This window comes from Clostridium sp. TJA085 (assembly GCF_058310235.1).
Genome location: NZ_JBZEEZ010000005.1, coordinates 105502 through 128947, shown reverse-complemented (window position 1 = coordinate 128947; position 23446 = coordinate 105502). Strand labels below are relative to the sequence as shown.

Below are 23446 nucleotides of genomic sequence, written 5' to 3'. Positions count from 1 at the left end.
TTTTAAATTACATATAAAAATACTGCAAGAAAATGACATAAAGTTCCTAGCATAATAAATATATGGAATATTTCATGAGTTCCAAATTGACCTATTTGAAATTTATTATCTTTAAAAGCATAGATTATACCACCTATTGTATACATAATTCCACCTAGAACTAATAAAAATAAAGCTTTTGGAATTAATACTTGTGATAATGGATAAATCGCAAAGATAGCAAACCAACCTATTGCTATATACATAACGCTTGATACCCATTTAGGACAAGTGACCCAAAACATTTTAAATATAATTCCAAGTATTGCTGAAATTAAAACAGCTCCAAAAAGAATAAATCCGACTTTATTATTAAGTGCGATTAAGCAAAATGGAGCATAAGACCCAGTAATAAGAACAAAAATCATTGAGTGATCTAATTTTTTTAATGTATATATAACCTTTTCAGTTGAAATTACAGAGTGATATGTTGCAGAGGCAGAATAAAGTAAAATCATACTAACACCAAATAAAATTACAGAAACTATGGTCATTAGGCTGCTATTTGTAATAATAGCTTTTATTATTAATGCTATTAGTCCAATTAATGAAAGACCAGCACCAATAATATGTGTTAAACCATTTAATGGTTCTCTTAAATATTTATACATAAATACCTCCTTTAATAAAGTAGTTTTTAAAACTACATGTTATAATATTATTATATGTTTTTATTTTGTGTTTGGTCAAAGTTATTATTTACTTAAATTTTAAAATTAACACTTAATTTCCTTTAATAATATTGAATTATCTTATAAATACTATTATTATAAAAATATGGACATTTTAATATATAGTTTTTGAAACTACATTAGGAGAAACAAGATGGAATTTAAAGAATTAAATAAATTAATAGATGAATTACACTTAGAGAATAATATAAAATTAAATGATATACCTGAAATAGATTTATATATGGATCAAGTAATACAACTTTTTGAAGGAAAGTATAACGAAACAAAAAGAAATGAAGATGATAAAGTACTTACGAAAACAATGATAAATAACTATGCTAAAGGTAAACTTCTTATGCCTATAAAAAATAAAAAATATTCAAAAGAGCACTTAATACTTATGAGCTTTATATATAACTTAAAAGGCGCATTATCATTAACTGATATAAAAACATCTATAACTAATATAGTAGAAAACTTTAATGATGAAGAAAGATTAAATTTAAGAAATATATATGAAAATTATTTAAATCAGTACAATAGCGATATAGATAGTTTTAGAGAAGATGTTATAAAGAAAGAAACAATGGTTAAAAAAAATGTAAAAGGAAATAACGATTTTGAAGAAAAGTTTTTATTATTATGTTCTATGGTAAATATGAGTAATATGTATAGAAGATTAAGTGAAAAACTTATTGATGAGTTTTTTGTTAAAGAGGAGAATGATAAGTAATGAAAGGTGCAAGTGATTTAAAAAATCTTATAAATAGTATAGATGGTAGAGGATATAAAGCATATAAAACTTTAGAAGGAAATTATGATTTTGATGATTATATTTTATTTATAGATCATGTTCAGGGAGACCCTTTTGCTTCACCATCAAGAATTAGAGTGAGTATGAATAAAAATATTAATAAAATACCATATGAGTTATTTAATGAATATCATAAAAAAATAGCTGTTCAGGATTTTGTTGCTAGAGTTTTTAATCAATGCATAAATAAATTTGGAGAAAGGGTTATGGGTTCTGGTAAGAGTGGAATTATAAGTATTAGCAAATGTCCACAAGAAATTTTAGATAGAACAGCAGTTATTATAGATAAAGAAAAAATAGAAGTAAGATTTGAAATTGGTTTTCCTGCTAGAGGAAGAACTGTACTTGGTAAGGAACTTTATAAGATAATTTATGATTTTTTACCAAATATAGTTGAAAATAGTTTAAAGTATGAAAGATTAAATAAAGAAAAACTTACAAAAAGAGTTGAGCTTGTATGTGATCAACAATTTATAAGAAAAGAATTAAAAAGATTAAATTTAGTAGCTTTTGTTGGTAATGGGTCTATACTTCCAAGGGAAAGTGGAATATCAACTAAACCTTTAAAGTCAGCAAAAAGCTTTATATCACCTAAGGAATTAGAAGTAGAAATTAATTTGCCTAACAAAGGGTTAATAAAGGGGATGGGAATAAAAAAAGGTATATCTTTAATAGTTGGTGGTGGTTATCATGGTAAATCGACACTTTTAAATGCTTTAGAGCTTGGAGTATACAATCATATTGAGGGTGATGGAAGAGAATATGTAATAACTGACAATAGCGCTATGAAAGTTAGAGCAGAAGACGGAAGGTCTATAGTAAAAGATGATATATCATTATTTATAAATAATCTTCCAAATGGAAAAAATACTACAAAATTTATTAGTGAGAATGCTAGTGGTAGTACATCACAAGCTGCTAATATCGTTGAAGCAATAGAAAGTGATAGTAAGTTATTACTTATAGATGAGGATACATCAGCTACTAATTTTATGATTAGGGATGATATAATGCAAAAATTAGTTTCTAATGAAGAAGAACCTATAACACCATTTATAGAATTAGTTAAAGGGATATATGAGCAAAAGCAAATATCAACAATAATAGTTGTGGGTAGTTCAGGAGATTATTTTGATATAGCAGATTCAGTAATTCAAATGGATTGTTATGAACCAAAGGATGTAACTTTAAGAGCCAATGAACTTGCAAAAGGATTAATACTTAAAAGGATTGAAAATAATGATTTAAGTATTAAAATAGATTTTGATAGAAAAATTTTAAAGGGAATAATACAAAATGGACCTAAAGGAGTTAAAATTAAAACCTTAGGAACTGATGGAATTAGCATAAATAAAGAAGATATAAATTTAAGGGCAGTTGAACAAATAGTTGATAAAGAGCAAGTAACCTCAATAGGATATATAATGAAATGGGCAGAGGATAATGCTATTGATAATAATTCAACTTTAAAAGAGGTTACAGATAAGATATTAAATAGAATAAAAGAAAAAGGATTAATATCAATTAATAATTCAAAAGGTGGAGCTTGCAATTTGGCTATGCCAAGAAGACAGGAAATAATGGCAGCTTTTAATAGATATAGAAAGCTTAAAATTAAATAATAAAGTATTTAGTTATATTTAACATAAATTTTGTAAATAATATTTATGATATGTAAGAAAAGGAGAGATTATAATGAGTGATGTTATATGTACATGTCTTGGAATAACAGATGACACTATAATTGAAGCAATAAAAAATGGTGCACATACTGTTGAAGAAGTTGGTGAAGCAACAGGAGCTGGCACTATATGTGGTAGTTGCCAAGATGAAATTCAAAGATTAATAGATGAAAATAAGTAGTTTAATAAAGTATCTAGCATTAATGCTAGATACTTTATTTTTATAAATAAAACATTTAGTAAAATTTATTATATTTCACACTTTTAAATTTAGTTTCTAATTTTATTATCATATAATATCAATATAGAACTAAAAGGTATAAGGAGGAAAGAATTATGAAAAGTTTAATTATCATATGCTTTATAGTAATTTTTTTAATAATTATTGGATTAATTTTTATAGGCAATAAATTTTATAATTTAGCTATAAATCCTAAAGTATCAAAAGATATTATTTTTAATTCTAAAGATGAAAAAAATGAAGAAAAATTAACAAAAGATAAAACAAGTGGTGAAAATGCAAAAGAAGATTTAAAGTGGTTTTTAAATGACTCAAATTATGAAGATATTTATATTAATTCATATGATGGGTTAAAGCTTCATGGATATAAGATTAAAAATAAAAATGATACAAATAAGTGGGTTATAACAGTTCATGGATATACGAGTGAAGGAAAACTTATGTCTAATTTTGCAAAACATTTTTATGAAATGGGATACAATTTATTAGTTCCAGATTTAAGAGGTCATGGAATGAGTCAAGGTGATTATATAGGAATGGGTTGGGATGATAGATTAGATATAATTAGTTGGATTAATTTTTTAAATGAAAATGAAAGAGATAATATAACAATATTACATGGAATATCAATGGGTGGAGCAACAGTTATGATGACATCTGGAGAAGAACTTCCAAGCAACTTAAAATTGATAATAGAAGATTGTGGTTATACTTCAGTTTGGGATCAATTTGCATATGAATTAAAAGTTTTATTTAAGTTACCACCAATTCCTTTTATGAACGTGGCAAGTTTAGTATGTAAAATTAGAGCAGGGTACTTTCTAGGAGCTGCATCATCAGTTAAACAATTGGCAAAAGCAAAGGTTCCTATTTTATTTATTCATGGAGATAAGGATGATTTTGTTCCTTTTTATATGTTAGATAAAGTTTATAGTGCTACTAATTGTAAAAAAGAAAAGTTAGTAATAAAAGGAGCTGGACATGCTAAAGCAGCTACAGTTAATCCTAAAAAATACTGGGAAACAGTAAGGGAGTTTATTGATAAAAATATTTAATAAGTTAAATAAAATATAAAGAATGGGGAGTAATGAACTTGAAATTAAAAAATAAAGAGTTAATAGCTAAAATAACTTTAGTAGTAGCAATTATAGGAGAAGTTTTATGTGGAGGAATTATATTTTTTGATATTTATTCAGGAAAAAGTACATTTTCAGATCAAATCAAAAATATAATAGCTTTAATTGCAGTTATGATATATGGAATATATATTTATAGGAAATCAGTAAATAAAAGAAAAAAATAATTTTTTCTAAATTTAAGATGGAGGTATTAAATGAAAAAGTTAAGTCATGGTTGTACCTTAGATTGTTTTGATTGTTGTAAGTTTAATATTTATGTAAATGATAGTAAAGAAATTAAAATAGAAGGTGATAAAAATCATCCATATACTAAAGGTATTATATGTAAAAAGGGATTAGCTCATCTAGATAGATTAAATCATAAAGATAGAATATACAAACCTATGATTAAAAGAGAGAATAAATGGATTGAAATATCTTTTGATGATGCATTGGATATTATTACTGAAAAGCTAAAATATTATAAAGAAGAATTTTCTTCTAATTCAATATTGTATTATGAGCAATATGGTAATGGGTCTATTTTAAAAAGTATTGGTGATATATTTTTTAACTTTTATGGGGGAGTAAGTAAACAAAAAGGTGGACCATGTTGGAGTGCTGGAATTGCTGCACAAAAATTAGATTTTGGCGACTCAAGAAGTCATTCCTTAGAAGATATGCTAAACAGTAAAAATATATTTGTGTGGGGAAAAAATCCTGCAAATACAACAATTCATACTATGCAAATGATAAAAAAGGCAAAGGATAAAGGTGCTAAAATAATAGTTATTGATCCAATATATACAAATACAGCAAAGTTATCTGATGTTTATATACAAATTAAACCTGGTGGAGATGGTGCATTAGCATTAGCTATGGGAAAATTAATAATAGAAGAAAGACTTCATGATGATAATTATATAAAATCATATGTTTTAGGATTTGATAAGTATAAGAAATATTTAGAATCATTAGATTTCAATATATTATTAAATAAATGTGGAGTTAATTTAGATGATTTACATAAGCTTGTAAAATTATATACAGAAAGGTATTCAACTATACTTTTAGGATATGGAATACAAAAATATAAAAATGGTGGAAATACAATAAGAGCGATAGATACATTAGGAGCTATAACAGGGCAAATAGGAGTAAGTGGCGGTGGAGTTAATTATGCTAATAAAGTTTATCCATCAGTTTTAAATACAGATCCTTTTAATAGTGAAAACTTTTGTATCAATAGAAAATTTTATACTAGTGATATAGTTAGCTTTATAAATGAATCTATTAATGCTAATACATATTATAAAGATAATATTTATATTAAAAAACCTAAGATTAAAGATGACTTGACTAAAAGCAATGTTCCTATAAAGATGGCTGTAATAGTAAAGAGTAATTTATTAAATCAATTACCAAATTTAAACGGATTAAATAGTGCTATTGATAAAATAGATTTTAAAGTTTGCTTTGATATGTTTATGACTGATACTGCAAAAAGGTGTGATTTATTTATTCCAACAACAAGTACTTTAGAAAGCGAAGATTTACTTTATAGTTCAATGACTAATCCATATATAATATATAATGAAAAAGTTGTAGAGCCATTAGACAAAAGAATGGATGAATATGAATTTTTTAAGGAGTTAGCTAAAAAATTAAATATAAAAAATTATCCTTTTGTATCTAAAAGAGAATATATCGAAAAAATAATACAACCTCTTAATAAATATATAGATGATATATCTATAGAAAAAATAAAAAATAATTATATAACAATACATGATTCAGTTGCATGGAGAGATAAAAGGTTTTTAACTAAGTCGGGAAAATTTGAAATTAATTTATATAAAGAGGATTTTATTGAAGATAATAATAATAAATTTAGGTTGTTAACTAATCACAGCAGAGATACTTTATTTAGTCAACATATGATGGATAAAGAAGGAATATCAAAAGCATATATAAATGAATCTATGGCTAGTAATTTAAAAATAAAAAGTTATGAAGAAGTAACATTAAAATCTAAAAATGGAAGTATAAATGTAGAAATTATAATAGATAATTCTATTGCTGATTATGTTGTAATGATGTATGTAGGTTGGTGGACAAAACATGGAAATCCTAATTACATAACTGTTTCAGATATATCTGATATTGGTGGACAAATAACCTATAATGAGACTTTTGTTAGTATAGAAAAATAAATTTACTTAAAAATATATTTAAATTAGAACATTTATGTTTATGTATAAATATAATAAATTTAAAAATAATTTATTATAAGAGGTTTAAAATGAAAAATAGTAAGTGGATGTTAGTTAAGTTTAGAGGTGAATTAGGAAAAGTTTCTTTTTCAGATGAGGAAGTAAAAGATATAGCTAAAAAATTAAAAATAGATTTTTCAAAAGAAAAATTTGATTTTAAACAATTTAAAATGGGATTAGAAGTTGAACTTGAACATGGAACTAAATTTCCAAATACTAATGTTACAAATAATGATCCAATTCTTACAGGACAAATCGCTTTAGCTCATTTATTAGAGTTTCCTGATTATTATACAAGATTGAAAAAGTTAGAAGATGAGGCAAAAGATTATTGGAGTAAGAAAAAATAAAGAAAACCTTTGAGTAATATTTAAATTTTACTCAAAGGTTTTTTATTTTACAGTTATTACAAAGCTAATCATATTACAGAAATGAATATTTTTTTATAACTAATAGATACTAATATTGTAGAAAATTAAAGGAGATGATTATATGGCTAATTTAAATGAAGTAGAGTTACAAAACTTAAGACATTTAATTGGTGGTCATAGTACTGTTGAAAAGAAACTAGAAGCTTATGCACAACAATGCACAGATCCTCAATTAAAAGAAATGCTTAAAAAAGATTCTCAAGATGCAAAGGCAAGCAAAGAAAAACTAATGTTATTCTTAGGTTAGGGAGGTATATAAAATGCAAGAAAAAGAAATGATAAGCGATTATTTAGCTTCAATTAATGCTAGTTTATCAAAATATGGTGATATAATATCACAAACAGAAAATGAACAATTAAGACAGACAATTCAAGTAATGAGAAATCAAGATGAAGCTCGTCAATATGCATTATTCCAAAAAGCAAAAGAAAAGGGATATTATATTCCAGCTCAACAAGCAACTCCAGAAGAAATTAATACTGTAAAATCTCAATTATCTCAAGGATAATAAAAAATAAAGGAATAGAAATTTCTATTCCTTTATTAATTAAAATATAATTAAGATAATGATTATAAGATTACAAGTTATATTTTAAGTTATTTAATATTTAAATTTATTATTTATTAGAATAAGTTGTTAATGAGTTAGATAGAATACTATATTTAAATAGCTATACCAAATATTTTGGTATAGCTATAAATTTAAAATAAAACATATTTTTTTGATATGTCATTGAATCCACATTCTTTTAATGATTCAAATAAAAATATTTTAATTTCTAAACTTGAAATTATTCTATCAGGATTCTTTTTTATAAAGTTAGTAAGCTTAGAGTCAAAAGTTTTTCTTATATAGTTTATATCAGATTCATTTAATATTTTGCCACAATCGCTAAAAGCACTTTTAATGCTTGTAATTAGTTTATTAATATCAAAATTTTCTAAACGACCATCTTTTTTTATTATTACCATAGCTAAACCTCCCTAAATACTAATATTAGTATTTTATCAATTAAAAGAAAATATTCGCCATAAGAACTATAACAGGTAATGTTACTATAGTTCTTTCAAAGAATAATATTATTAGATCTTTTATTCCAACAGGGATTTTTGATCCAAGTAAAAGACCTCCTACTTCTGACATGTATATAAGTTGAGTTACAGATATACAAGCTACTATAAATCTAGTCATTTCATTAGTTATTGTAGTTGCAAGAACTGAAGGTATAAACATATCTGCAAATCCAACAATTAAAGTTTGAGATGCGGCAGCAGCTTCAGGTACTCCAAGTAACTTTAAGAATGGAATAAATGGTATACCCATAACTTGGAATATAGAAGTATATTCTGCAATCATAAGTGCTATTCCACCCATAGCCATAACTATTGCAAGTACACCAATCCACATATCTAAAACATTTTTTATTCCTGATATAAAGAAATCTTTTGCATTAGTATTACTTTCAGCTTTTTCAACAGCTTTTTCAAGTCCCCAAGAAAATGGAGTATATCCACTAGGAATAACTTCTAGATTTTTTGAATCTTGTCCTCCAAAATAAGAATCTTCTTTTTTTGAAAGAGGAGGTATTCTTGGAATTATTATTGCTGCAACTATTCCTGAAAGTGTAACTGTTAAATAGAAAGGTAAAAACATATGAGCAAGACCAACTTGTGATATTATAACTAAACAAAATGTTATTGATACAGCTGAAAAAGTAGTGCCTATAACAGCAGCTTCTCTTTTAGTATAAAAGCCTTGTTCATATTGCTTTGAAGTTAAAAGTATTCCTATACTTCCATCACCAAGCCATGAAGCTATACAGTCTATTGATGATCTACCAGGAAGATTAAAAATAGGTCTCATAATCTTAGTAAGAAGAGAACCTACAAATTCTAAAAGACCAAAGTCTAAAAGCAAAGGTAGTAAAAATCCAGCAAATAAAAATACTGCAATTAATATTGGTAATAAATCATTTAAAACAAGTCCTCCTGTATTTTCAGACCATATAAATTCAGGTCCTATTTGAAAATAAGAACATATAATAAAAATCATTCCTAATATTCTAGCTATAAACCATAATGGTGATACATTAAATAAATTATTTAGATATTCATTTTTTACTAAAAATTTTGGTTTAAATATTTTTATGATTATACTTCCAATAACAGATATCGATATTAAAATTAAAGCCATTAGTTTTAATAAATCAGTAAAATTTCCTTCTATAAAATTAGCAAGAAAAGCTATAGGAATTGTTACTTGGCCATTAATTTTACAAGGTATCATAAATAAAGATATTCCTATTATAGATGGAATTAAAAATTTTAATAATGAATTTAACTTATATTTATTCATACAATTACTCATAAATTACACTCCTTTTATAATTTTATGCATTAAAAATTAATATTTATACACTATGTATATTAATAATACATCAAAAATATGAAAAAAGATAGTAGTTTTGTTAAAAATATTTATAAATATACATAAGAATATTATAAATGCATCCTTAAATATACAGGTTTAATATTAAAAAAATAATACATACTATTAGTATAAGAATGAAAGGAGTGCATTATAAATGAAAAGAAATGCTATTCAAAATGTAAGATGTTCTTTAGATGAATTAAAACAAGCAGAATCAATGTTAAATCATGCTGCAATTACTGTTGAAAAATCAGAAAACAAAAAAATGATAGAAGATTCATTATGTTCAGTACATGATACTATTAAAAAAATAGAAAATACAATTTCTAATTATCAAGAATAATTAGAAATAGGATTTTTTAATAAAAAATAAATAAGAATAAAGAAAGAACTATCATATTTATGATAGCTCTTTTTTTTTTATTTTATTCAGAATCTTCCCATTCCATTGATCTCTTAACGGCTTTTTTCCAACCTGAATAAAGTTTGTCAACATCTTTAGAGTCCATTTTTGGTTCAAATGTTTCTCCAATACATTTCATTTGTTTAATTTCATCTTTATTTTGCCAGAATCCAACAGCAAGACCAGCTAAGTAAGCAGCACCTAAAGCTGTTGTTTCTATGATTATTGGTTTTTCAACTTTTTTACCTATTAAGTCTGATTGGAATTGCATTAAGAATTTATTTCTACTTGCACCACCATCAACACTTAAAATATTTATTTCGCAACCCATATCTGAAACCATAGCATCTAAAACATCTTTAGTTTGATAAGCTATTGATTCTAAAGCTGCTCTTATTAAGTGATTTCTATTAGAACCTCTAGTTAATCCTAATATAGCACCTCTTGCATACATATCCCAGTAAGGAGCACCAAGACCAACAAATGCTGGAACAACATAAACTCCACCATTATTTTTTACTTTATTTGCAAAATATTCTGAATCGGATGCATCTGTTATAAGTTTTAATTCATCTCTAAGCCATTGAATTACAGCTCCGCCAACAAATATAGAACCTTCTAATGCATACTGTACATTGTCTTTAGTGCTAGCAGCAATAGTTGTAATTAAGCCTTTTTTACTTTTAACTAGCTCATTTCCTGTATTCATCAATAAGAAACAACCTGTTCCATAAGTATTTTTAGCATCACCTTTTTCAAAGGCAGTTTGTCCAAATAATGCAGCTTGTTGGTCACCGGCCATACCTGCTACAGGAACTCTAATTCCACCTTCTCCACCAAGATTTGTGTATCCATAAATTTCAGATGAGCTTTTAACCTCTGGTAACATATTTTTAGGAATATTTAATTCCTTTAATAATTTATCATCCCATTTTAAATCTTTTATATTGAAAAGCATAGTTCTTGAAGCATTAGTATAATCAGTTACATGAGATTTACCATTTGTAAGCTTCCAAACAAGCCAAGTATCTACAGTACCGAAAAGTAAATCACCTTTTTCAGCTTTTTCTCTAGCACCTTCAACATTATCAAGTATCCATTTAATTTTTGTACCTGAGAAATAAGCATCAAGAACTAAGCCAGTAGTATCTTTAATATATTCTTCTAATCCTTTTTGTCTAAGTTCATCACATATAGAAGCTGTTCTTCTACATTGCCAAACAATTGCATTATATATTGGTGTACCAGTGTTTTTATCCCAAACGATTGTAGTTTCTCTCTGATTTGTTATTCCGATAGCTGCAATTTCATTTGGAGAAATATTACTTTTTGCTATAGCTTCTTGTAAAACACCGAATTGAGAAGACCAAATTTCCATTGGATTGTGTTCAACCCAACCTTCTTTTGGATAAATTTGAGTAAATTCCTTTTGACTAACTGCAATTATATTTTGGTATTTATCAAAAATAATTGCTCTTGAACTTGTAGTTCCTTGATCTAAAGCGATTACATATTTCTTCATTTCACTCACCTCATATAAATTCTCATAAATTAACTATCTAAATAAGATTACGAATGCAAATGCACCTAGAAGTCCTCCAACAATTGGAGCAATTACAGGAATCCAAGCATATTTCCAATCTGAATCCCTTTTTCCTGGGACAGGTAAAATAGCATGTGCTATTCTTGGACCTAAATCTCTTGCTGGATTTATTGCGTATCCAGTAGTACCACCAGAACTTAAACCAATTACCCAAATTAGTAAACCTACAGCAAGTGTATTAAGACCATTAGCCATTGGAACTGCATTAATTCCTAAAATAGCAAATACTAATAAGAAAGTTCCAAAGAATTCACTTATAAAGTTGAATTTACCATTTCTTATTGCAGGGCCTGTACAGAATACACCAAGTTTTCCGTCTTTATCATCAGTAACTTCAAAGTGATTATAATATTGTATAAATACCAAAGTAGCTCCTAAGAATGCTCCAATCATTTGAGCAGTTATATACATAGGAACTTGGCTCCAAGGAAAATCACCTATGGCAGCTAAGGATAAAGTTAAAGCTGGATTAAAGTGTGCTCCACTTGTTGCACCAAAGATAAAGGCAGGAACAGCAACAGCAAATGCCCAACCAGTTGTGATTACCATCCAACCACTGTTTGTGCCTTTTGTTTTCTTTAAAACAACATTTGCAACAACTCCATCTCCAAGATAAATTAAGAACATTGTGCCTATCATTTCTGCTAGAAAGTTAACCATAAAAATACCCCCATTAGATTAGTTTTATAATACAAACATTAACTATAATTGTTAATGAAATATATTCGTTAATTAAACCTATATCTAAAAAACAAAAAAGTTAAGCATAGGAAAATAAGCTATCCTAATTTATGCTTAACTCTAAATCTCTACCACATAAACACCTAATATATTCAATTTGAATGTAAACACTTTAATGAAAACATTTACAAGAATAGTATATCATATTTAAACATAATTGTAAAAATCTTTTTTTATTAAATATATATTAAATTAAAAATATATTATGCTAAAATTAAGAACATAATAGAAAATAAAAAAATAAGGTTATATAATAAAAGAAGTTAAAAAATAATACAAGGGGTTGTAAAGAAAATGAACATTAGAAAAGAAATAAAAGATTCCAAGAGAATAGTTGTAAAAGTAGGAACATCAACATTGACTTATGAAAATGGAAATATTAATTTAACAAGAATTGAAAAACTTGCAAGAGTTATTTCAGACTTAATGAATTCAGGAAAAGAAGTTGTTCTTGTAACATCAGGAGCTATAGGTGTTGGAAGTAGTAAATTAAAGCTTAAAGAAAAGCCCCAAAGTATTAGAGAAAAACAAGCAGTAGCAGCAATTGGACAATGTGAATTAATGCATATATATAGTAAATTTTTTGGAGAATACAGTCATACTGTAGGCCAAGTGTTACTTACAAGAGATGTAGTTGAGGATGATCATATAAGAAATAATGTATGTAATACATTTAATACATTATTAGAAATGGGAATAGTGCCTATAGTAAATGAAAATGATACAGTAGCAATAGATGAGATAGAAAATATAGTTAAATTTGGAGATAATGATAACCTTTCTGCAATAGTTGCAGGGCTTGTTAATGCAGATCTTTTAATAATACTTTCAGATATAGATGGATTTTATGATAAAGATCCAAGAAGTAATGAAGATGCAAAGCTTTTAAGTGAAGTATCTAAAATAACAGAAGAATTAGAGGCGGCAGCAGGTGGAGCAGGAACAAGCTTTGGAACAGGTGGAATGATTACAAAACTTTCAGCGGCCAAAACTGCAAATAATGAAGGAGTAAATATGGTTCTTGCTAATGGTAAGGAGCCTTCAATATTATTTAATATTGTAAATGGTGAAGAAATTGGTACTTTATTTTTAAAGAATGGAAAGGAGAATTAGATGAGTGAATTAATATTAAAGGGACAAAAAGCTAAAGAAGCAGCATATATATTAGCTAATCTTACAACTACAGATAAAGATAAATCTTTAGAAAAAATGGCAAATAATCTATTAGAAAAAAGCAATGAAATAATAGAAGCAAATAAAAAAGATTTAGAAAAGGCAATTCAAAATGGTACTAATAAGGCTATGCTTGATAGATTATCATTAGATAAATCAAGAATAGAATCAATGGCTGATGGGCTTAAGCAAATTGTTAATTTGCAAGATCCAGTAGGAGAAGTTATTTCTATGTGGAATAGACCAAATGGACTTCAAATAGGTCAAAAAAGAGTTCCTATGGGAGTTATAGGAATAATATATGAAGCAAGACCAAATGTTACGTGTGATGCAGCTGGACTTTGTTTAAAAGCTGGAAATGCAGTTATATTAAGAGGTGGAAAAGAGGCAATAAATTCAAATATAGCAATAACAAAAGTTTTAAGAGAAGGACTTAAAGAAGCAGGTCTTCCAGAGGATTCAGTTCAACTTATTGAAGATACAAGTAGGGAAGTTGCAACGGAAATGATGAAGCTAAATGACTATATAGATGTCTTAATTCCAAGAGGTGGAGCAGGTCTTATAAATGCTGTTGTTAAAAATGCAACTGTTCCCGTTATAGAAACTGGAACAGGAAATTGTCATATTTATATTGATAAAGATTGTGATTTTGAAATGGCAAAAAATATAGTTGTTAATGCAAAAACATCAAGACCTGCTGTATGTAATGCTGCAGAAAGCTTGGTTATACATCAAGATGTGGCAGAAGAAATACTTCCTATTTTAGTGAAGTCTTTAAGAGAAAAAGATGTTATTTTAAGAGGGGACGAAGCTTCAAGAAAAATAATTAGTGATATTGAAGCGGCAACAGAAGAAGATTTTTATAAAGAATATTTAGATTATATTATGAGTGTTAAAATAGTAAAAGATATAGACGAGGCTATAAATCATATAAATAAACATAATACTGGACACTCAGAAGCAATAGTTACAAATAGTTATGAGAGTTCACAAAAATTTCTTCAAAGAATAGATGCAGCAGCTGTATATGTTAATGCATCAACTAGATTTACTGATGGGTCAGAATTTGGTTTTGGAGCTGAAATTGGAATAAGTACGCAAAAACTACATGCTAGAGGCCCTATGGGACTTAAAGAGTTAACAACAATAAAATATATTATATATGGTAACGGACAAATAAGATAAAAGTGGTGAGGGTATTAAATGAAACTTTGTATTCAAAAATTTGATGAATTTACAAATGATGATTTATATAAAATACTTCAAGAAAGGTTTGAAGTTTTTGCCTGTGAACAAAAAATAACATGTGAAAATGAATTTGATGGAAAAGACCAGGATTGTATACATTTATATGCAAAAGACGGAGATAAAATAGCTGCATATCTTAGAATACTTCCTAAAGGTGTTGGATATAAGGAGGCAGTAGGAATAGGCAGAGTTTTAGTAAAAAAAGAATATAGAGGATATGGTTTAGCAAAAGTTGTTTTAAGAGAAGCTATAAAATATATTAAACATAATTTTAATAATGAAAAAATAAAATTATCTTCTCAGGAGTATATAAGAAGTTTATATGAATCACTTGGATTTGTTGCAATATCAGATATATATGATGAGGCAGGAATACCACATATAAAAATGATGTATAAAGGATAAATTAAAAGCCTTCAGTGTATAAACTGAAGGCTTAATTAAGATAGTATTGAAATAGTAAGTGTGGTCAACTCTAAAATTTTAGTAGCTGCCCTTACTATAATTTTCTGAATATTCAAACAAATTATACTATAAATTTAAGATAAAATCAAATTTATACTATATTATAGTATTTATATTAAAATATGTTACAATTAAATTGAAAAAATATAAAAAATAGGAAGTGGGATGATATGGCAATAAAAAAATATAAAAAAGTAGTATATACTTTTACAGCTATTTTTATTTTTTTAGGTATAGCAATATATTTTTCTAGTCTTGATTTAAAATCAGACTTAAAGCCTGAAGCAAAAGGCTTTCAATGGGAAGTTACAAAAAATAATAAAAGTATGTACTTAATAGGGACTATGCATCCTATAAATAAAGAATATAATTATTTCAATAAAAATGTAAAAGATATAATAAGAAAAACTGATGTATTAGCAGTTGAAATAAATCCCTCTAAAGAGGAAATAGATAATATTAATGCAAAAAATGTATATATAAATGGACATAGTATAGAAGATGAACTTAATAAAAATCAAATAAAAAATTTAAAAAGTATATGTAATGAAATAGGTATAGATTATAAAGATATAAAAAAATTAAAGCCTCATATAATTATGAATAAATTAGAATCTGTTTTATATTATAAAGCAAATCTTGTAATGGAAACTTTTGATGATATGTTAAAAGATACTATAGTTAGTAAAGGAAAAAGAGTAGTTCAATTAGAAAATATGGAATTTCAAATGGATCTTTTAAGTAAAATTAATGGACTTGAATCATTAAAGTTAAATTTAAATAATTATAAGAAGGGAAAATTTTTAGAAAGTGGAGAAGAAACTATAAAATATTCAAAAGAACTTATGGATGGATATGCTAAAGGTAATAAAGCTATTATGGAAAAGGCAATAGAATTACAAAAGAAAAATCCATTAAGTTATAGGATAATGATAACTAATAGAAATAAAGTTATGACTAAAAAGATAGATGAGCTTTTTTTAGATAATGAAACATATACTGTAGCTGTTGGTGCATTACATTTCTTTGGTGATGAAAGTATAATAAAGATGTTAGAGAATAAAGGTTATAAAGTTAATCCTATAAAATAAAAAAGTGGCTTAAAGCCACTTTTTATTTGCATAAATTTAAATTTTTATATTAAAGAAATTCTTCAGCTTGAGTATAAATATAGCTTGAAGCTTAATGAGCTGAGTTTGATTAAAAAATCCAGTAATTCTAAATAATCTATATATAGATTATTTTATAAGGATATTAATAAAAATATTTTTCCTAAAATAAATTTTTAAGTCAGCTATTTCGTTGATATTGTATAAAAAGAATGTATAATTTATAAATAAAGAAAATATAAAAACTAATTATGGAAAGGATATTATATGGTAAAGGATAATTACACTTTAATAACTGGTGGGACTAAGGGGATTGGATTTGAACTTGCAAAATTATTTGCAAGGGATAGTAACAATTTAATCATTGTTGCAAGAAATGTTAATGAACTTATTGAAGTTAAAGAGTTTTTAGAAAATAAATATAAAATATTTGTGGAAATATTAGATTTAGATATAAGTGTGGATAACTCCGTTGAAAAAATTATAAATTTTGTGGAAGAAAAAAATTTAATTGTGGATAACTTAGTTAATAATGCTGGAGTCGGAAGTTTTGGTTATTTTGACGAAATAGATGAGAAAAAAGATTTAAACCTTATAAATATAAATATTATAGCATTAACTAAACTTATAAAATATTTTTTACCTAAATTAAAAAAAATGAATGATGGTGGAATATTAAATGTTGCATCAACTGCAGCATTTATTGGGGGACCAAAAATGAGCACATATTATTCTTCAAAAGCATATGTACTGACTTTATCTGAAGCTTTATATGAAGAAGCAAAAGAGTTTGGAGTAACAGTAAGTTGTCTTTGTCCTGGACCTGTAAAAACATCTTTTCAAAAAAATGCTGGAATTATTAAGTCTGAAAAAGCAAGAAAATATTTAATGGATGCAGAAATAGTAGCAAAGTGTGGGTATAATGGCTATAAAAAAAAGAAAGACATTATAATTCCAGGTTTTAAAAATAAAGTTATGATTATAGCTACAAAGTTTTTTCCAAGGAGTATAATAAGAAAAATAATATTTAATACAAATAAGTAGGAGTGTAAAATATGGGGATTTTTGAAGGGTATCTTTTAGTTTCAGATATGGATGGAACTTTATTAAATGATAAAAGAAAAATATCAGATGATGATAAAAATGCTATAAAGTATTTTAAAGAAAATGGAGGTTTATTTACTATAGCAACTGGTAGAATGCTAGAATCAGCTGGTAGGTTTGCAAGAGAGCTTGATTTAAGTTTGCCCATAATACTTTATAATGGAAGTAAAGTTTATGATTATACAAGTGAAAAGGTAATTAAGGAGTATTTTTTAGAAGAAGAAAGAAAAGTAGTTATAAATAAATTACTTCAGGAAAATAAAGAAATAGGAATTGAAGTTTATTCTGAAGAAAAAATATATATATTTAAAGAATGTAAATATACAAAAAGATTTACTGGAAAAGGATATAAAGTAATATATGATATAGATGATAGTATTTGGAATGCAAAGTGGACTAAAGTATTAGTTGTTGGTGAAGAAGGTATATTGGATGAACTTGAAGCAAACTTTACAAAATATGATAGTGAAATACCTATAAGAAGTGGAGAAAGGTTTCTTGAAATTGTACCAAAATATACTTCAAAAGGACAGGCTTTAAATGATTTAATAAATGAATATAAACTCAATGATTTAAAGGTTATAACTGTTGGAGATAATATGAATGATAAAGAGTTTTTAGAAAATGCAGACTATGGTTTTATAGTTAAAAACGGAAATAAAAAATTATTAGATAAGGTTAAGTATAAAGCTCCAAGCAACAATGATAATCCTATTAAATTTATAGTAGAATGGATTGAAAATAATATAAAGTAATTAATTATCATAATGATAATTAAATTTTTAAATTTCTTGACATGGAAATTTATATAAACTAAAATAGTAAAAAAAGAATAAATTTAGAAAAGTTAAAGTACACTTTAAATTGGTCCCGTGAGGCCAGAAAGGAGTATAGAACTATGCTATTATTTAATGGAAATATTATAGCTTTGTTTAATAAGTTAAATTTAAATAAGAATGAATATACCAGGGCAATAGGGAGAGCAATTTCAATTTAAAGTAATTTGGTCTCTTTATTGTCCTTTTTGTTATGCAAAAATTTAAATTTATCTTTAAAGTGTATTTTTAGCAAGTAACTTAAATTTTTGAGGAGGGCTAAGCATGAAAGCAAAGCTTATATTAGAAAATGGAGTAATTTTTGAAGGAAAAGCCTTCGGATATCTTAAAGAAAATGTTGGAGAAGTAGTATTTACTACAGGAATGACTGGCTATCAAGAGGTTTTAACAGATCCATCATATCATGGACAAATAGTAACTATGACTTATCCTTTAATAGGAAACTACGGAATAAATTTAGAGGATATGGAATCAAACAAGCCACAAGTGAGTGGATTTATAGTTAGAGAAAAATGTGACATACCTAATAATTTTAGATGCGAATTAACATTAGATGATTATTTAAGACAAAATAAAATTATTGGTCTTGAAGGTATAGATACAAGAGCATTAACTAAAATTCTAAGAAGCAATGGAACAATGAGAGGAATTATTGTATTAGATGATTCTAAATTAGAAGACGTTAAGGGTAAAATTGAGGGTTTTTCAAATAAAGAGGCAGTACATATTGTAAGTACTAAAGAAAAATATGAAATTGAGGGTACAGGAAAGCACGTAGCTGTAATCGACTATGGTATAAAAACTAATATTCTTAGATGTTTTAAAAAGAGAGGATGTAAGTTAACGGTATTCCCATCAAATGTATCATCAGATGAAGTACTTAGTGTAAATCCTGACTTAGTATTTTTATCAAATGGACCTGGAGATCCGGAAGATTTAAAGGGAGAAATAGAAACTATAAAAAATATTATAGGAAAGAAGCCGGTAGTAGGAATATGTCTTGGTCATCAACTTTTAGCATTAAGTTTAGGCGGGAAGACAGCTAAATTAAAGTTTGGACATAGAGGTGGAAATCATCCAGTAAAAGACTTAGAAACAGGAAAAGTACATATAACATCACAAAATCATGGTTATTACGTAAATAACATTCCAAAGGATGTAGAAGTAACTCATGTAAATATAAATGATGAAACAGTAGAAGGAATGAAGCATAAAGTTATGCCAATATATTCAGTTCAATTCCATCCTGAGGCATCAGCTGGCCCTAAGGATTCAGAATATATATTTGATAGATTTTTAAATTATGCACTATAAGATACTTTAGGAGGATTGAAGTTATGCCATTAAATAAAGATATTAAAAAAGTTTTAGTTATAGGATCAGGACCGATTATTATAGGACAAGCAGCTGAGTTTGACTATTCAGGAACTCAAGCTTGCCAAGCGTTAAAGGAAGAAGGAATAGAAGTAGTTTTAATAAATTCAAATCCTGCAACAATAATGACAGATAAAGAAGTTGCAGATAAAGTTTATTTAGAGCCACTTACATTAGAGTTTGTTGAAAAAGTAATAGACAAAGAAAGACCAGATAGTTTACTTGCAGGAATGGGGGGGCAAACTGGGTTAAATCTTGCAGTAGAGCTTTATGATGCTGGAATTTTAGATAAATATAACGTAAGAGTAATAGGTACATCTATCGAATCAATAAAAGAAGGAGAAGATAGAGAGTTATTTAGAGATATGATGAACAGAATAAATGAGCCAGTTATACAAAGTGAAATTGTAACTGACTTAGATGCTGGAATTTCATTTGCAAATAAAATAGGATATCCAGTTATAGTAAGACCTGCATATACACTTGGAGGCACAGGTGGGGGAATTGCTGAAAATGAAGCGGAACTTATAGAAATATTACAATCAGGTCTTCAATTAAGTACTATAGGACAGGTTCTTTTAGAAAAGTCAGTTAAAGGATGGAAAGAAGTTGAGTATGAAGTAATGAGAGATTCATACGGAAACTGTATAACTGTATGTAATATGGAAAATATAGATCCAGTAGGAATACATACAGGAGATAGTATAGTTGTAGCACCATCACAAACATTATCAGATAAGGAATATCAAATGCTTAGAACTGCATCAATTAATATAATAAACACAGTAGGAATTGAAGGTGGTTGTAATGTACAATTTGCTTTAAATCCAGAAAGTTTTGAATATGCAGTAATAGAAATAAATCCTAGAGTTTCAAGATCATCAGCTCTTGCTTCAAAAGCAACAGGATATCCAATAGCAAAGCTTGCTACAAAAATAGCACTTGGATATGGATTGGATGAAATAAAAAATGCAGTAACTCAGAAGACGTACGCATGCTTTGAGCCTTCATTAGATTATGTAGTTTGCAAAATACCAAAATGGCCATTTGATAAATTTTTTGGAGCTGATAGAGCTCTTGGAACAAAGATGATGGCAACTGGTGAAATAATGGCAATAGGGGCAAATTTTGAGCAAGCTTTCTTAAAAGGAATAAGAAGTTTAGAAATCGGAAGATATTCATTAGATTACAAGAAGTTTAGAGATTTAAGTATGCAAGAACTTAAAGAAAGAGTAATGGTTCCAGATGATGAAAGAATCTTTGCATTAGCAGAAATGCTTAGAAGAGATTATAGAATTGATATGGTATGCCATATAACAGGAATGGATAAGTTCTTTGTAGAAAAAATAAAATGGATAGTAGATGAAGAACAAAGATTAAAGTTAAGTAAAATTGAAGATTTAAACAAAGATTGGTTATTAACATTAAAGAAAAAAGGATTCTCAGATAAAGCAATTGCAGACTTCTTAAATGTTAGTCCAGAAGAAGTATATAAATTAAGAAATATATGGAACATTAAACCGGCATATAAAATGGTTGATACTTGTGCTGGAGAGTTTGAAGCACTATCACCATATTATTATTCAACTTATGAACAATATGACGAGGTTAAAGTAACAAAGGATAAAAAGAAGGTTATAGTAATAGGATCAGGACCAATTAGAATAGGACAAGGTGTTGAATTTGACTATGCTTCAGTTCATTGTGTTAAGTCATTAAAGAACATGGGAATAGAAACAATAATAGTGAATAATAATCCAGAAACAGTAAGTACAGATTTTGATATATCAGATAAATTATACTTTGAACCATTAACAGAAGAAGATGTATTAAATATAGTTGAAAAAGAAAATCCAGATGGAGTAATTCTTCAATTTGGAGGACAAACAGCTATTAAACTTGCAAATTTCTTAAAAGAAAAAAATATACCAGCACTTGGTACAACAGCAGATCAAATTGATATGGCAGAAGATAGAGAAAAATTTGATGAGCTATTAGAAGAACTTGGTGTAGCTAGACCAAAAGGAAAGGGTGTATGGTCAGTTCAAGAAGGTTTAAATGAAGCGAAAATTCTTGGATTCCCAGTACTTGTTAGACCTTCATATGTACTTGGTGGTCAAGGTATGGAAATAACTCATGATGAGGAAGAATTAACATACTACTTAACAAATGCTTTTAAAAAAGATACAAAAAATCCAATTCTTATAGATAAATATTTAATGGGTAGAGAAATAGAAGTTGATGCTATATCAGATGGTTGTGATATATTAATACCAGGAATAATGGAACACTTAGAGAGAGCAGGAGTTCATTCAGGTGACAGTGTCACAATGTATCCAAGTCAAAATATAAGTAAAGAAATAAAAGATAAAGTATTAGAATATACAAAGAAACTTGCAACTTCAATAGGAATAAAAGGTATGATAAACATTCAATTTATAGAGTTTGAAGGAAATCTTTATGTAATAGAAGTTAATCCAAGAGCTTCAAGAACTGTTCCTTATATAAGTAAGGTTTCTGGAGTACCAATAGTAGACCTTGCAACAAAGGCAATGCTTGGATATAAAATTAAAGATTTAGGATATGGAGTAGATGTATATAAAGAGCCAAATCTTGTATCAGTTAAGGTTCCAGTATTCTCAACTCAAAAACTTCCAAATGTTGAAGTATCTTTAGGACCTGAAATGAAATCAACAGGGGAAGTCTTAGGAATTGGAAGAAATATAAAAGAAGCTTTATATAAAGGATTTGTTGCTGCTGGTATGTTAAGCAATATTGATAACGGAAAAATACTTGCAACAATTAAGAAACATGATAAGAAAGAATTTTTACCAATGGCAATAGAACTTTCAAAACTTGGATATAAATTCGTAGCAACAAAAGGAACATGTAAATTATTAAAAGATAATGGAATTGAAGCTGAAGAAGTAAGAAAAATCAATGAAGAAAATCCAAATATATTAGATGTAGTAAAGAATAAAGAAGTTGATTTAGTAATAAACACACCAACAAAGGGAAATGATTCAAAAAGGGATGGATTCTTAATAAGAAGGGCTGCTGTAGAGAGAAATATTGGAGTTATAACAGCTTTAGATACATTAAGGGCTATGATAAATGTAAGAAAAGAAAAATTAAATAAGAGGAATGATTTAGAGGTTTTTAATATAGCTGAAATATAAAAATATTAATAAAATTTAAGGTGCTATGCAAATTGTATTTGTATAGCATTTTTTTTATATGACATATAGATATTTTAATCGACAAAGTTTTTGCTATAAAAATAAAAAAATAATTAGGAATATATAATTAAATAAAACATATATTGTTAACATAAGAAAAAAATATGTTGACATGCGAACTTCTGTTCGATAAAATATAATCAAACGTGTGTTCGTATAAAAGGAGTGTTATTTATGAAATCAGATTCAAGCGTTTTTGTAAAATTAAATTACAAAAATATTGGTGAAGTTAGAAGTCTTATTATAGATAGACAAGGTAATTTTGGAGAATCAAAAAAATATTTAATGTGTGCTGGAAAATGCGACAAAAATGGATGGACAATAGTATTTAAAGCAAAAGATTTCAAAGAAGCCGAGGAGATAGTAAATAGTAGCACTTTTAAGAACACGAGACATAAAGCTATTATGTATAACTAAAATAAGCGTTAATTTATATAAATAATGAAG

General features: G+C 27.0%; 24 protein-coding genes. 19 read left to right on the top strand and 5 right to left on the bottom strand.

Features of this window, described 5'->3' with window-relative positions:
* Positions 1-2: 2 nt before the first annotated feature.
* Positions 3-650, bottom strand: coding sequence for a PAQR family membrane homeostasis protein TrhA (gene trhA, locus AC4FQW_RS11985; RefSeq protein ID WP_303127245.1), 648 nt, complete (start codon positions 648-650; stop codon positions 3-5).
* Between the two features lie 214 nt (positions 651-864).
* Here trhA and AC4FQW_RS11980 point away from each other — a divergent pair, with 214 nt between their 5' ends.
* The 9 genes from AC4FQW_RS11980 to AC4FQW_RS11940 all read left to right on the top strand — a co-directional run bounded on the left by AC4FQW_RS11980 (position 865) and on the right by AC4FQW_RS11940 (position 7781).
* The gene (locus tag AC4FQW_RS11980; RefSeq protein ID WP_491149271.1) at positions 865-1446 is read left to right on the top strand and encodes a DUF1836 domain-containing protein; all 582 of its coding nucleotides are present in this window, start codon (positions 865-867) and stop codon (positions 1444-1446) included.
* Positions 1446-3149 carry an ABC-ATPase domain-containing protein gene (locus AC4FQW_RS11975; protein ID WP_491149269.1) on the top strand — a complete coding sequence of 568 codons (1704 nt, stop codon included), beginning with the start codon at positions 1446-1448 and terminating at the stop codon, positions 3147-3149. The genes AC4FQW_RS11980 and AC4FQW_RS11975 overlap by 1 nt, the downstream gene beginning before the upstream one ends.
* 73 nt (positions 3150-3222) lie before the next feature.
* Positions 3223-3390, top strand: coding sequence for a (2Fe-2S)-binding protein (locus AC4FQW_RS11970; RefSeq protein WP_303127251.1), 168 nt, complete (start codon positions 3223-3225; stop codon positions 3388-3390).
* A 155-nt stretch (positions 3391-3545) separates the two neighbouring features.
* On the top strand, positions 3546-4505 hold the full coding sequence (locus AC4FQW_RS11965) for an alpha/beta hydrolase (protein WP_491149267.1): 960 nt from the start codon (positions 3546-3548) through the stop codon (positions 4503-4505).
* 38 nt (positions 4506-4543) lie between these two features.
* Positions 4544-4753, top strand: coding sequence for a hypothetical protein (locus AC4FQW_RS11960; protein WP_303127255.1), 210 nt, complete (start codon positions 4544-4546; stop codon positions 4751-4753).
* A gap of 30 nt (positions 4754-4783) precedes the next feature.
* On the top strand, positions 4784-6781 hold the full coding sequence (locus AC4FQW_RS11955; RefSeq protein WP_491149265.1) for a molybdopterin-dependent oxidoreductase: 1998 nt from the start codon (positions 4784-4786) through the stop codon (positions 6779-6781).
* Positions 6782-6870: 89 nt separating this feature from the next.
* Positions 6871-7191 (top strand): DUF5661 family protein, encoded by a 321-nt coding sequence (locus tag AC4FQW_RS11950; RefSeq protein WP_491149263.1) that lies wholly within the window; start codon positions 6871-6873, stop codon positions 7189-7191.
* Positions 7192-7333: 142 nt separating this feature from the next.
* On the top strand, positions 7334-7519 hold the full coding sequence (locus AC4FQW_RS11945) for a hypothetical protein (RefSeq protein ID WP_491149261.1): 186 nt from the start codon (positions 7334-7336) through the stop codon (positions 7517-7519).
* Positions 7520-7532: 13 nt separating this feature from the next.
* On the top strand, positions 7533-7781 hold the full coding sequence (locus tag AC4FQW_RS11940; protein WP_303127263.1) for a spore coat protein: 249 nt from the start codon (positions 7533-7535) through the stop codon (positions 7779-7781).
* A 194-nt stretch (positions 7782-7975) separates the two neighbouring features.
* On the opposite strand, the gene AC4FQW_RS11935 is transcribed toward AC4FQW_RS11940, so the two are convergent.
* Complete coding sequence (locus AC4FQW_RS11935) at positions 7976-8245, bottom strand: ATP cone domain-containing protein (protein WP_303127267.1); 270 nt, start codon at positions 8243-8245, stop codon at positions 7976-7978.
* Between the two features lie 40 nt (positions 8246-8285).
* Positions 8286-9641 carry a YjiH family protein gene (locus AC4FQW_RS11930; RefSeq protein WP_303127269.1) on the bottom strand — a complete coding sequence of 452 codons (1356 nt, stop codon included), beginning with the start codon at positions 9639-9641 and terminating at the stop codon, positions 8286-8288.
* A gap of 217 nt (positions 9642-9858) precedes the next feature.
* On the opposite strand from AC4FQW_RS11930, the gene AC4FQW_RS11925 reads away from it, so the two are divergent.
* Entirely contained in the window at positions 9859-10047 is a 189-nt protein-coding gene (locus tag AC4FQW_RS11925; protein ID WP_303127271.1) for a hypothetical protein, read from the top strand.
* An 82-nt stretch (positions 10048-10129) separates the two neighbouring features.
* On the opposite strand, the gene glpK is transcribed toward AC4FQW_RS11925, so the two are convergent.
* Both glpK and AC4FQW_RS11915 read right to left on the bottom strand, forming a co-directional pair.
* Positions 10130-11629, bottom strand: a complete 1500-nt coding sequence (glpK, locus tag AC4FQW_RS11920) for a glycerol kinase GlpK (protein WP_303127273.1) — start codon at positions 11627-11629, stop codon at positions 10130-10132.
* 33 nt (positions 11630-11662) lie between these two features.
* Positions 11663-12370, bottom strand: coding sequence for an MIP/aquaporin family protein (locus AC4FQW_RS11915; RefSeq protein WP_303127274.1), 708 nt, complete (start codon positions 12368-12370; stop codon positions 11663-11665).
* A 375-nt stretch (positions 12371-12745) separates the two neighbouring features.
* On the opposite strand from AC4FQW_RS11915, the gene proB reads away from it, so the two are divergent.
* The 9 genes from proB to AC4FQW_RS11870 all read left to right on the top strand — a co-directional run bounded on the left by proB (position 12746) and on the right by AC4FQW_RS11870 (position 23416).
* On the top strand, positions 12746-13564 hold the full coding sequence (proB, locus tag AC4FQW_RS11910; RefSeq protein ID WP_491149257.1) for a glutamate 5-kinase: 819 nt from the start codon (positions 12746-12748) through the stop codon (positions 13562-13564).
* Entirely contained in the window at positions 13565-14809 is a 1245-nt protein-coding gene (locus tag AC4FQW_RS11905) for a glutamate-5-semialdehyde dehydrogenase (RefSeq protein WP_491149255.1), read from the top strand. It abuts the gene before it with no gap.
* 18 nt (positions 14810-14827) lie between these two features.
* On the top strand, positions 14828-15277 hold the full coding sequence (locus AC4FQW_RS11900) for a GNAT family N-acetyltransferase (protein ID WP_491149253.1): 450 nt from the start codon (positions 14828-14830) through the stop codon (positions 15275-15277).
* A gap of 230 nt (positions 15278-15507) precedes the next feature.
* A complete protein-coding gene (locus AC4FQW_RS11895) occupies positions 15508-16428 on the top strand; it encodes a TraB/GumN family protein (protein WP_491149251.1) in 921 nt (306 codons plus the stop codon).
* Positions 16429-16713: 285 nt separating this feature from the next.
* Positions 16714-17490, top strand: a complete 777-nt coding sequence (locus AC4FQW_RS11890) for an SDR family NAD(P)-dependent oxidoreductase (RefSeq protein WP_491149249.1) — start codon at positions 16714-16716, stop codon at positions 17488-17490.
* Positions 17491-17501: 11 nt separating this feature from the next.
* A complete protein-coding gene (locus tag AC4FQW_RS11885; RefSeq protein ID WP_491149247.1) occupies positions 17502-18305 on the top strand; it encodes an HAD family hydrolase in 804 nt (267 codons plus the stop codon).
* A gap of 345 nt (positions 18306-18650) precedes the next feature.
* Positions 18651-19700 carry a glutamine-hydrolyzing carbamoyl-phosphate synthase small subunit gene (gene carA / locus AC4FQW_RS11880; RefSeq protein ID WP_491149245.1) on the top strand — a complete coding sequence of 350 codons (1050 nt, stop codon included), beginning with the start codon at positions 18651-18653 and terminating at the stop codon, positions 19698-19700.
* A 23-nt stretch (positions 19701-19723) separates the two neighbouring features.
* Positions 19724-22939, top strand: a complete 3216-nt coding sequence (gene carB / locus AC4FQW_RS11875) for a carbamoyl-phosphate synthase large subunit (RefSeq protein ID WP_491149243.1) — start codon at positions 19724-19726, stop codon at positions 22937-22939.
* A 234-nt stretch (positions 22940-23173) separates the two neighbouring features.
* The gene (locus AC4FQW_RS11870) at positions 23174-23416 is read left to right on the top strand and encodes a hypothetical protein (RefSeq protein WP_303127292.1); all 243 of its coding nucleotides are present in this window, start codon (positions 23174-23176) and stop codon (positions 23414-23416) included.
* Positions 23417-23446 lie beyond the last annotated feature (30 nt).

What these genes read in the sequence shown, in the direction of transcription:
- glpK (WP_303127273.1), bottom strand. Translation starts at nt 11,629, where the DNA reads ATGAAGAAATATGTAATCGCTTTAGATCAAGGAACTACAAGTTCAAGA.
- AC4FQW_RS11980 (WP_491149271.1), top strand. Translation starts at nt 865, where the DNA reads ATGGAATTTAAAGAATTAAATAAATTAATAGATGAATTACACTTAGAG.
- AC4FQW_RS11885 (WP_491149247.1), top strand. Translation starts at nt 17,502, where the DNA reads ATGGGGATTTTTGAAGGGTATCTTTTAGTTTCAGATATGGATGGAACT.
- AC4FQW_RS11890 (WP_491149249.1), top strand. Translation starts at nt 16,714, where the DNA reads ATGGTAAAGGATAATTACACTTTAATAACTGGTGGGACTAAGGGGATT.
- AC4FQW_RS11900 (WP_491149253.1), top strand. Translation starts at nt 14,828, where the DNA reads ATGAAACTTTGTATTCAAAAATTTGATGAATTTACAAATGATGATTTA.
- AC4FQW_RS11970 (WP_303127251.1), top strand. Translation starts at nt 3,223, where the DNA reads ATGAGTGATGTTATATGTACATGTCTTGGAATAACAGATGACACTATA.
- AC4FQW_RS11925 (WP_303127271.1), top strand. Translation starts at nt 9,859, where the DNA reads ATGAAAAGAAATGCTATTCAAAATGTAAGATGTTCTTTAGATGAATTA.
- AC4FQW_RS11905 (WP_491149255.1), top strand. Translation starts at nt 13,565, where the DNA reads ATGAGTGAATTAATATTAAAGGGACAAAAAGCTAAAGAAGCAGCATAT.
- AC4FQW_RS11945 (WP_491149261.1), top strand. Translation starts at nt 7,334, where the DNA reads ATGGCTAATTTAAATGAAGTAGAGTTACAAAACTTAAGACATTTAATT.
- carB (WP_491149243.1), top strand. Translation starts at nt 19,724, where the DNA reads ATGCCATTAAATAAAGATATTAAAAAAGTTTTAGTTATAGGATCAGGA.
- proB (WP_491149257.1), top strand. Translation starts at nt 12,746, where the DNA reads ATGAACATTAGAAAAGAAATAAAAGATTCCAAGAGAATAGTTGTAAAA.
- AC4FQW_RS11955 (WP_491149265.1), top strand. Translation starts at nt 4,784, where the DNA reads ATGAAAAAGTTAAGTCATGGTTGTACCTTAGATTGTTTTGATTGTTGT.
- AC4FQW_RS11975 (WP_491149269.1), top strand. Translation starts at nt 1,446, where the DNA reads ATGAAAGGTGCAAGTGATTTAAAAAATCTTATAAATAGTATAGATGGT.
- AC4FQW_RS11965 (WP_491149267.1), top strand. Translation starts at nt 3,546, where the DNA reads ATGAAAAGTTTAATTATCATATGCTTTATAGTAATTTTTTTAATAATT.
- AC4FQW_RS11930 (WP_303127269.1), bottom strand. Translation starts at nt 9,641, where the DNA reads ATGAGTAATTGTATGAATAAATATAAGTTAAATTCATTATTAAAATTT.
- AC4FQW_RS11950 (WP_491149263.1), top strand. Translation starts at nt 6,871, where the DNA reads ATGAAAAATAGTAAGTGGATGTTAGTTAAGTTTAGAGGTGAATTAGGA.
- AC4FQW_RS11940 (WP_303127263.1), top strand. Translation starts at nt 7,533, where the DNA reads ATGCAAGAAAAAGAAATGATAAGCGATTATTTAGCTTCAATTAATGCT.
- AC4FQW_RS11895 (WP_491149251.1), top strand. Translation starts at nt 15,508, where the DNA reads ATGGCAATAAAAAAATATAAAAAAGTAGTATATACTTTTACAGCTATT.
- AC4FQW_RS11870 (WP_303127292.1), top strand. Translation starts at nt 23,174, where the DNA reads ATGAAATCAGATTCAAGCGTTTTTGTAAAATTAAATTACAAAAATATT.
- trhA (WP_303127245.1), bottom strand. Translation starts at nt 650, where the DNA reads ATGTATAAATATTTAAGAGAACCATTAAATGGTTTAACACATATTATT.
- AC4FQW_RS11935 (WP_303127267.1), bottom strand. Translation starts at nt 8,245, where the DNA reads ATGGTAATAATAAAAAAAGATGGTCGTTTAGAAAATTTTGATATTAAT.
- carA (WP_491149245.1), top strand. Translation starts at nt 18,651, where the DNA reads ATGAAAGCAAAGCTTATATTAGAAAATGGAGTAATTTTTGAAGGAAAA.
- AC4FQW_RS11915 (WP_303127274.1), bottom strand. Translation starts at nt 12,370, where the DNA reads ATGGTTAACTTTCTAGCAGAAATGATAGGCACAATGTTCTTAATTTAT.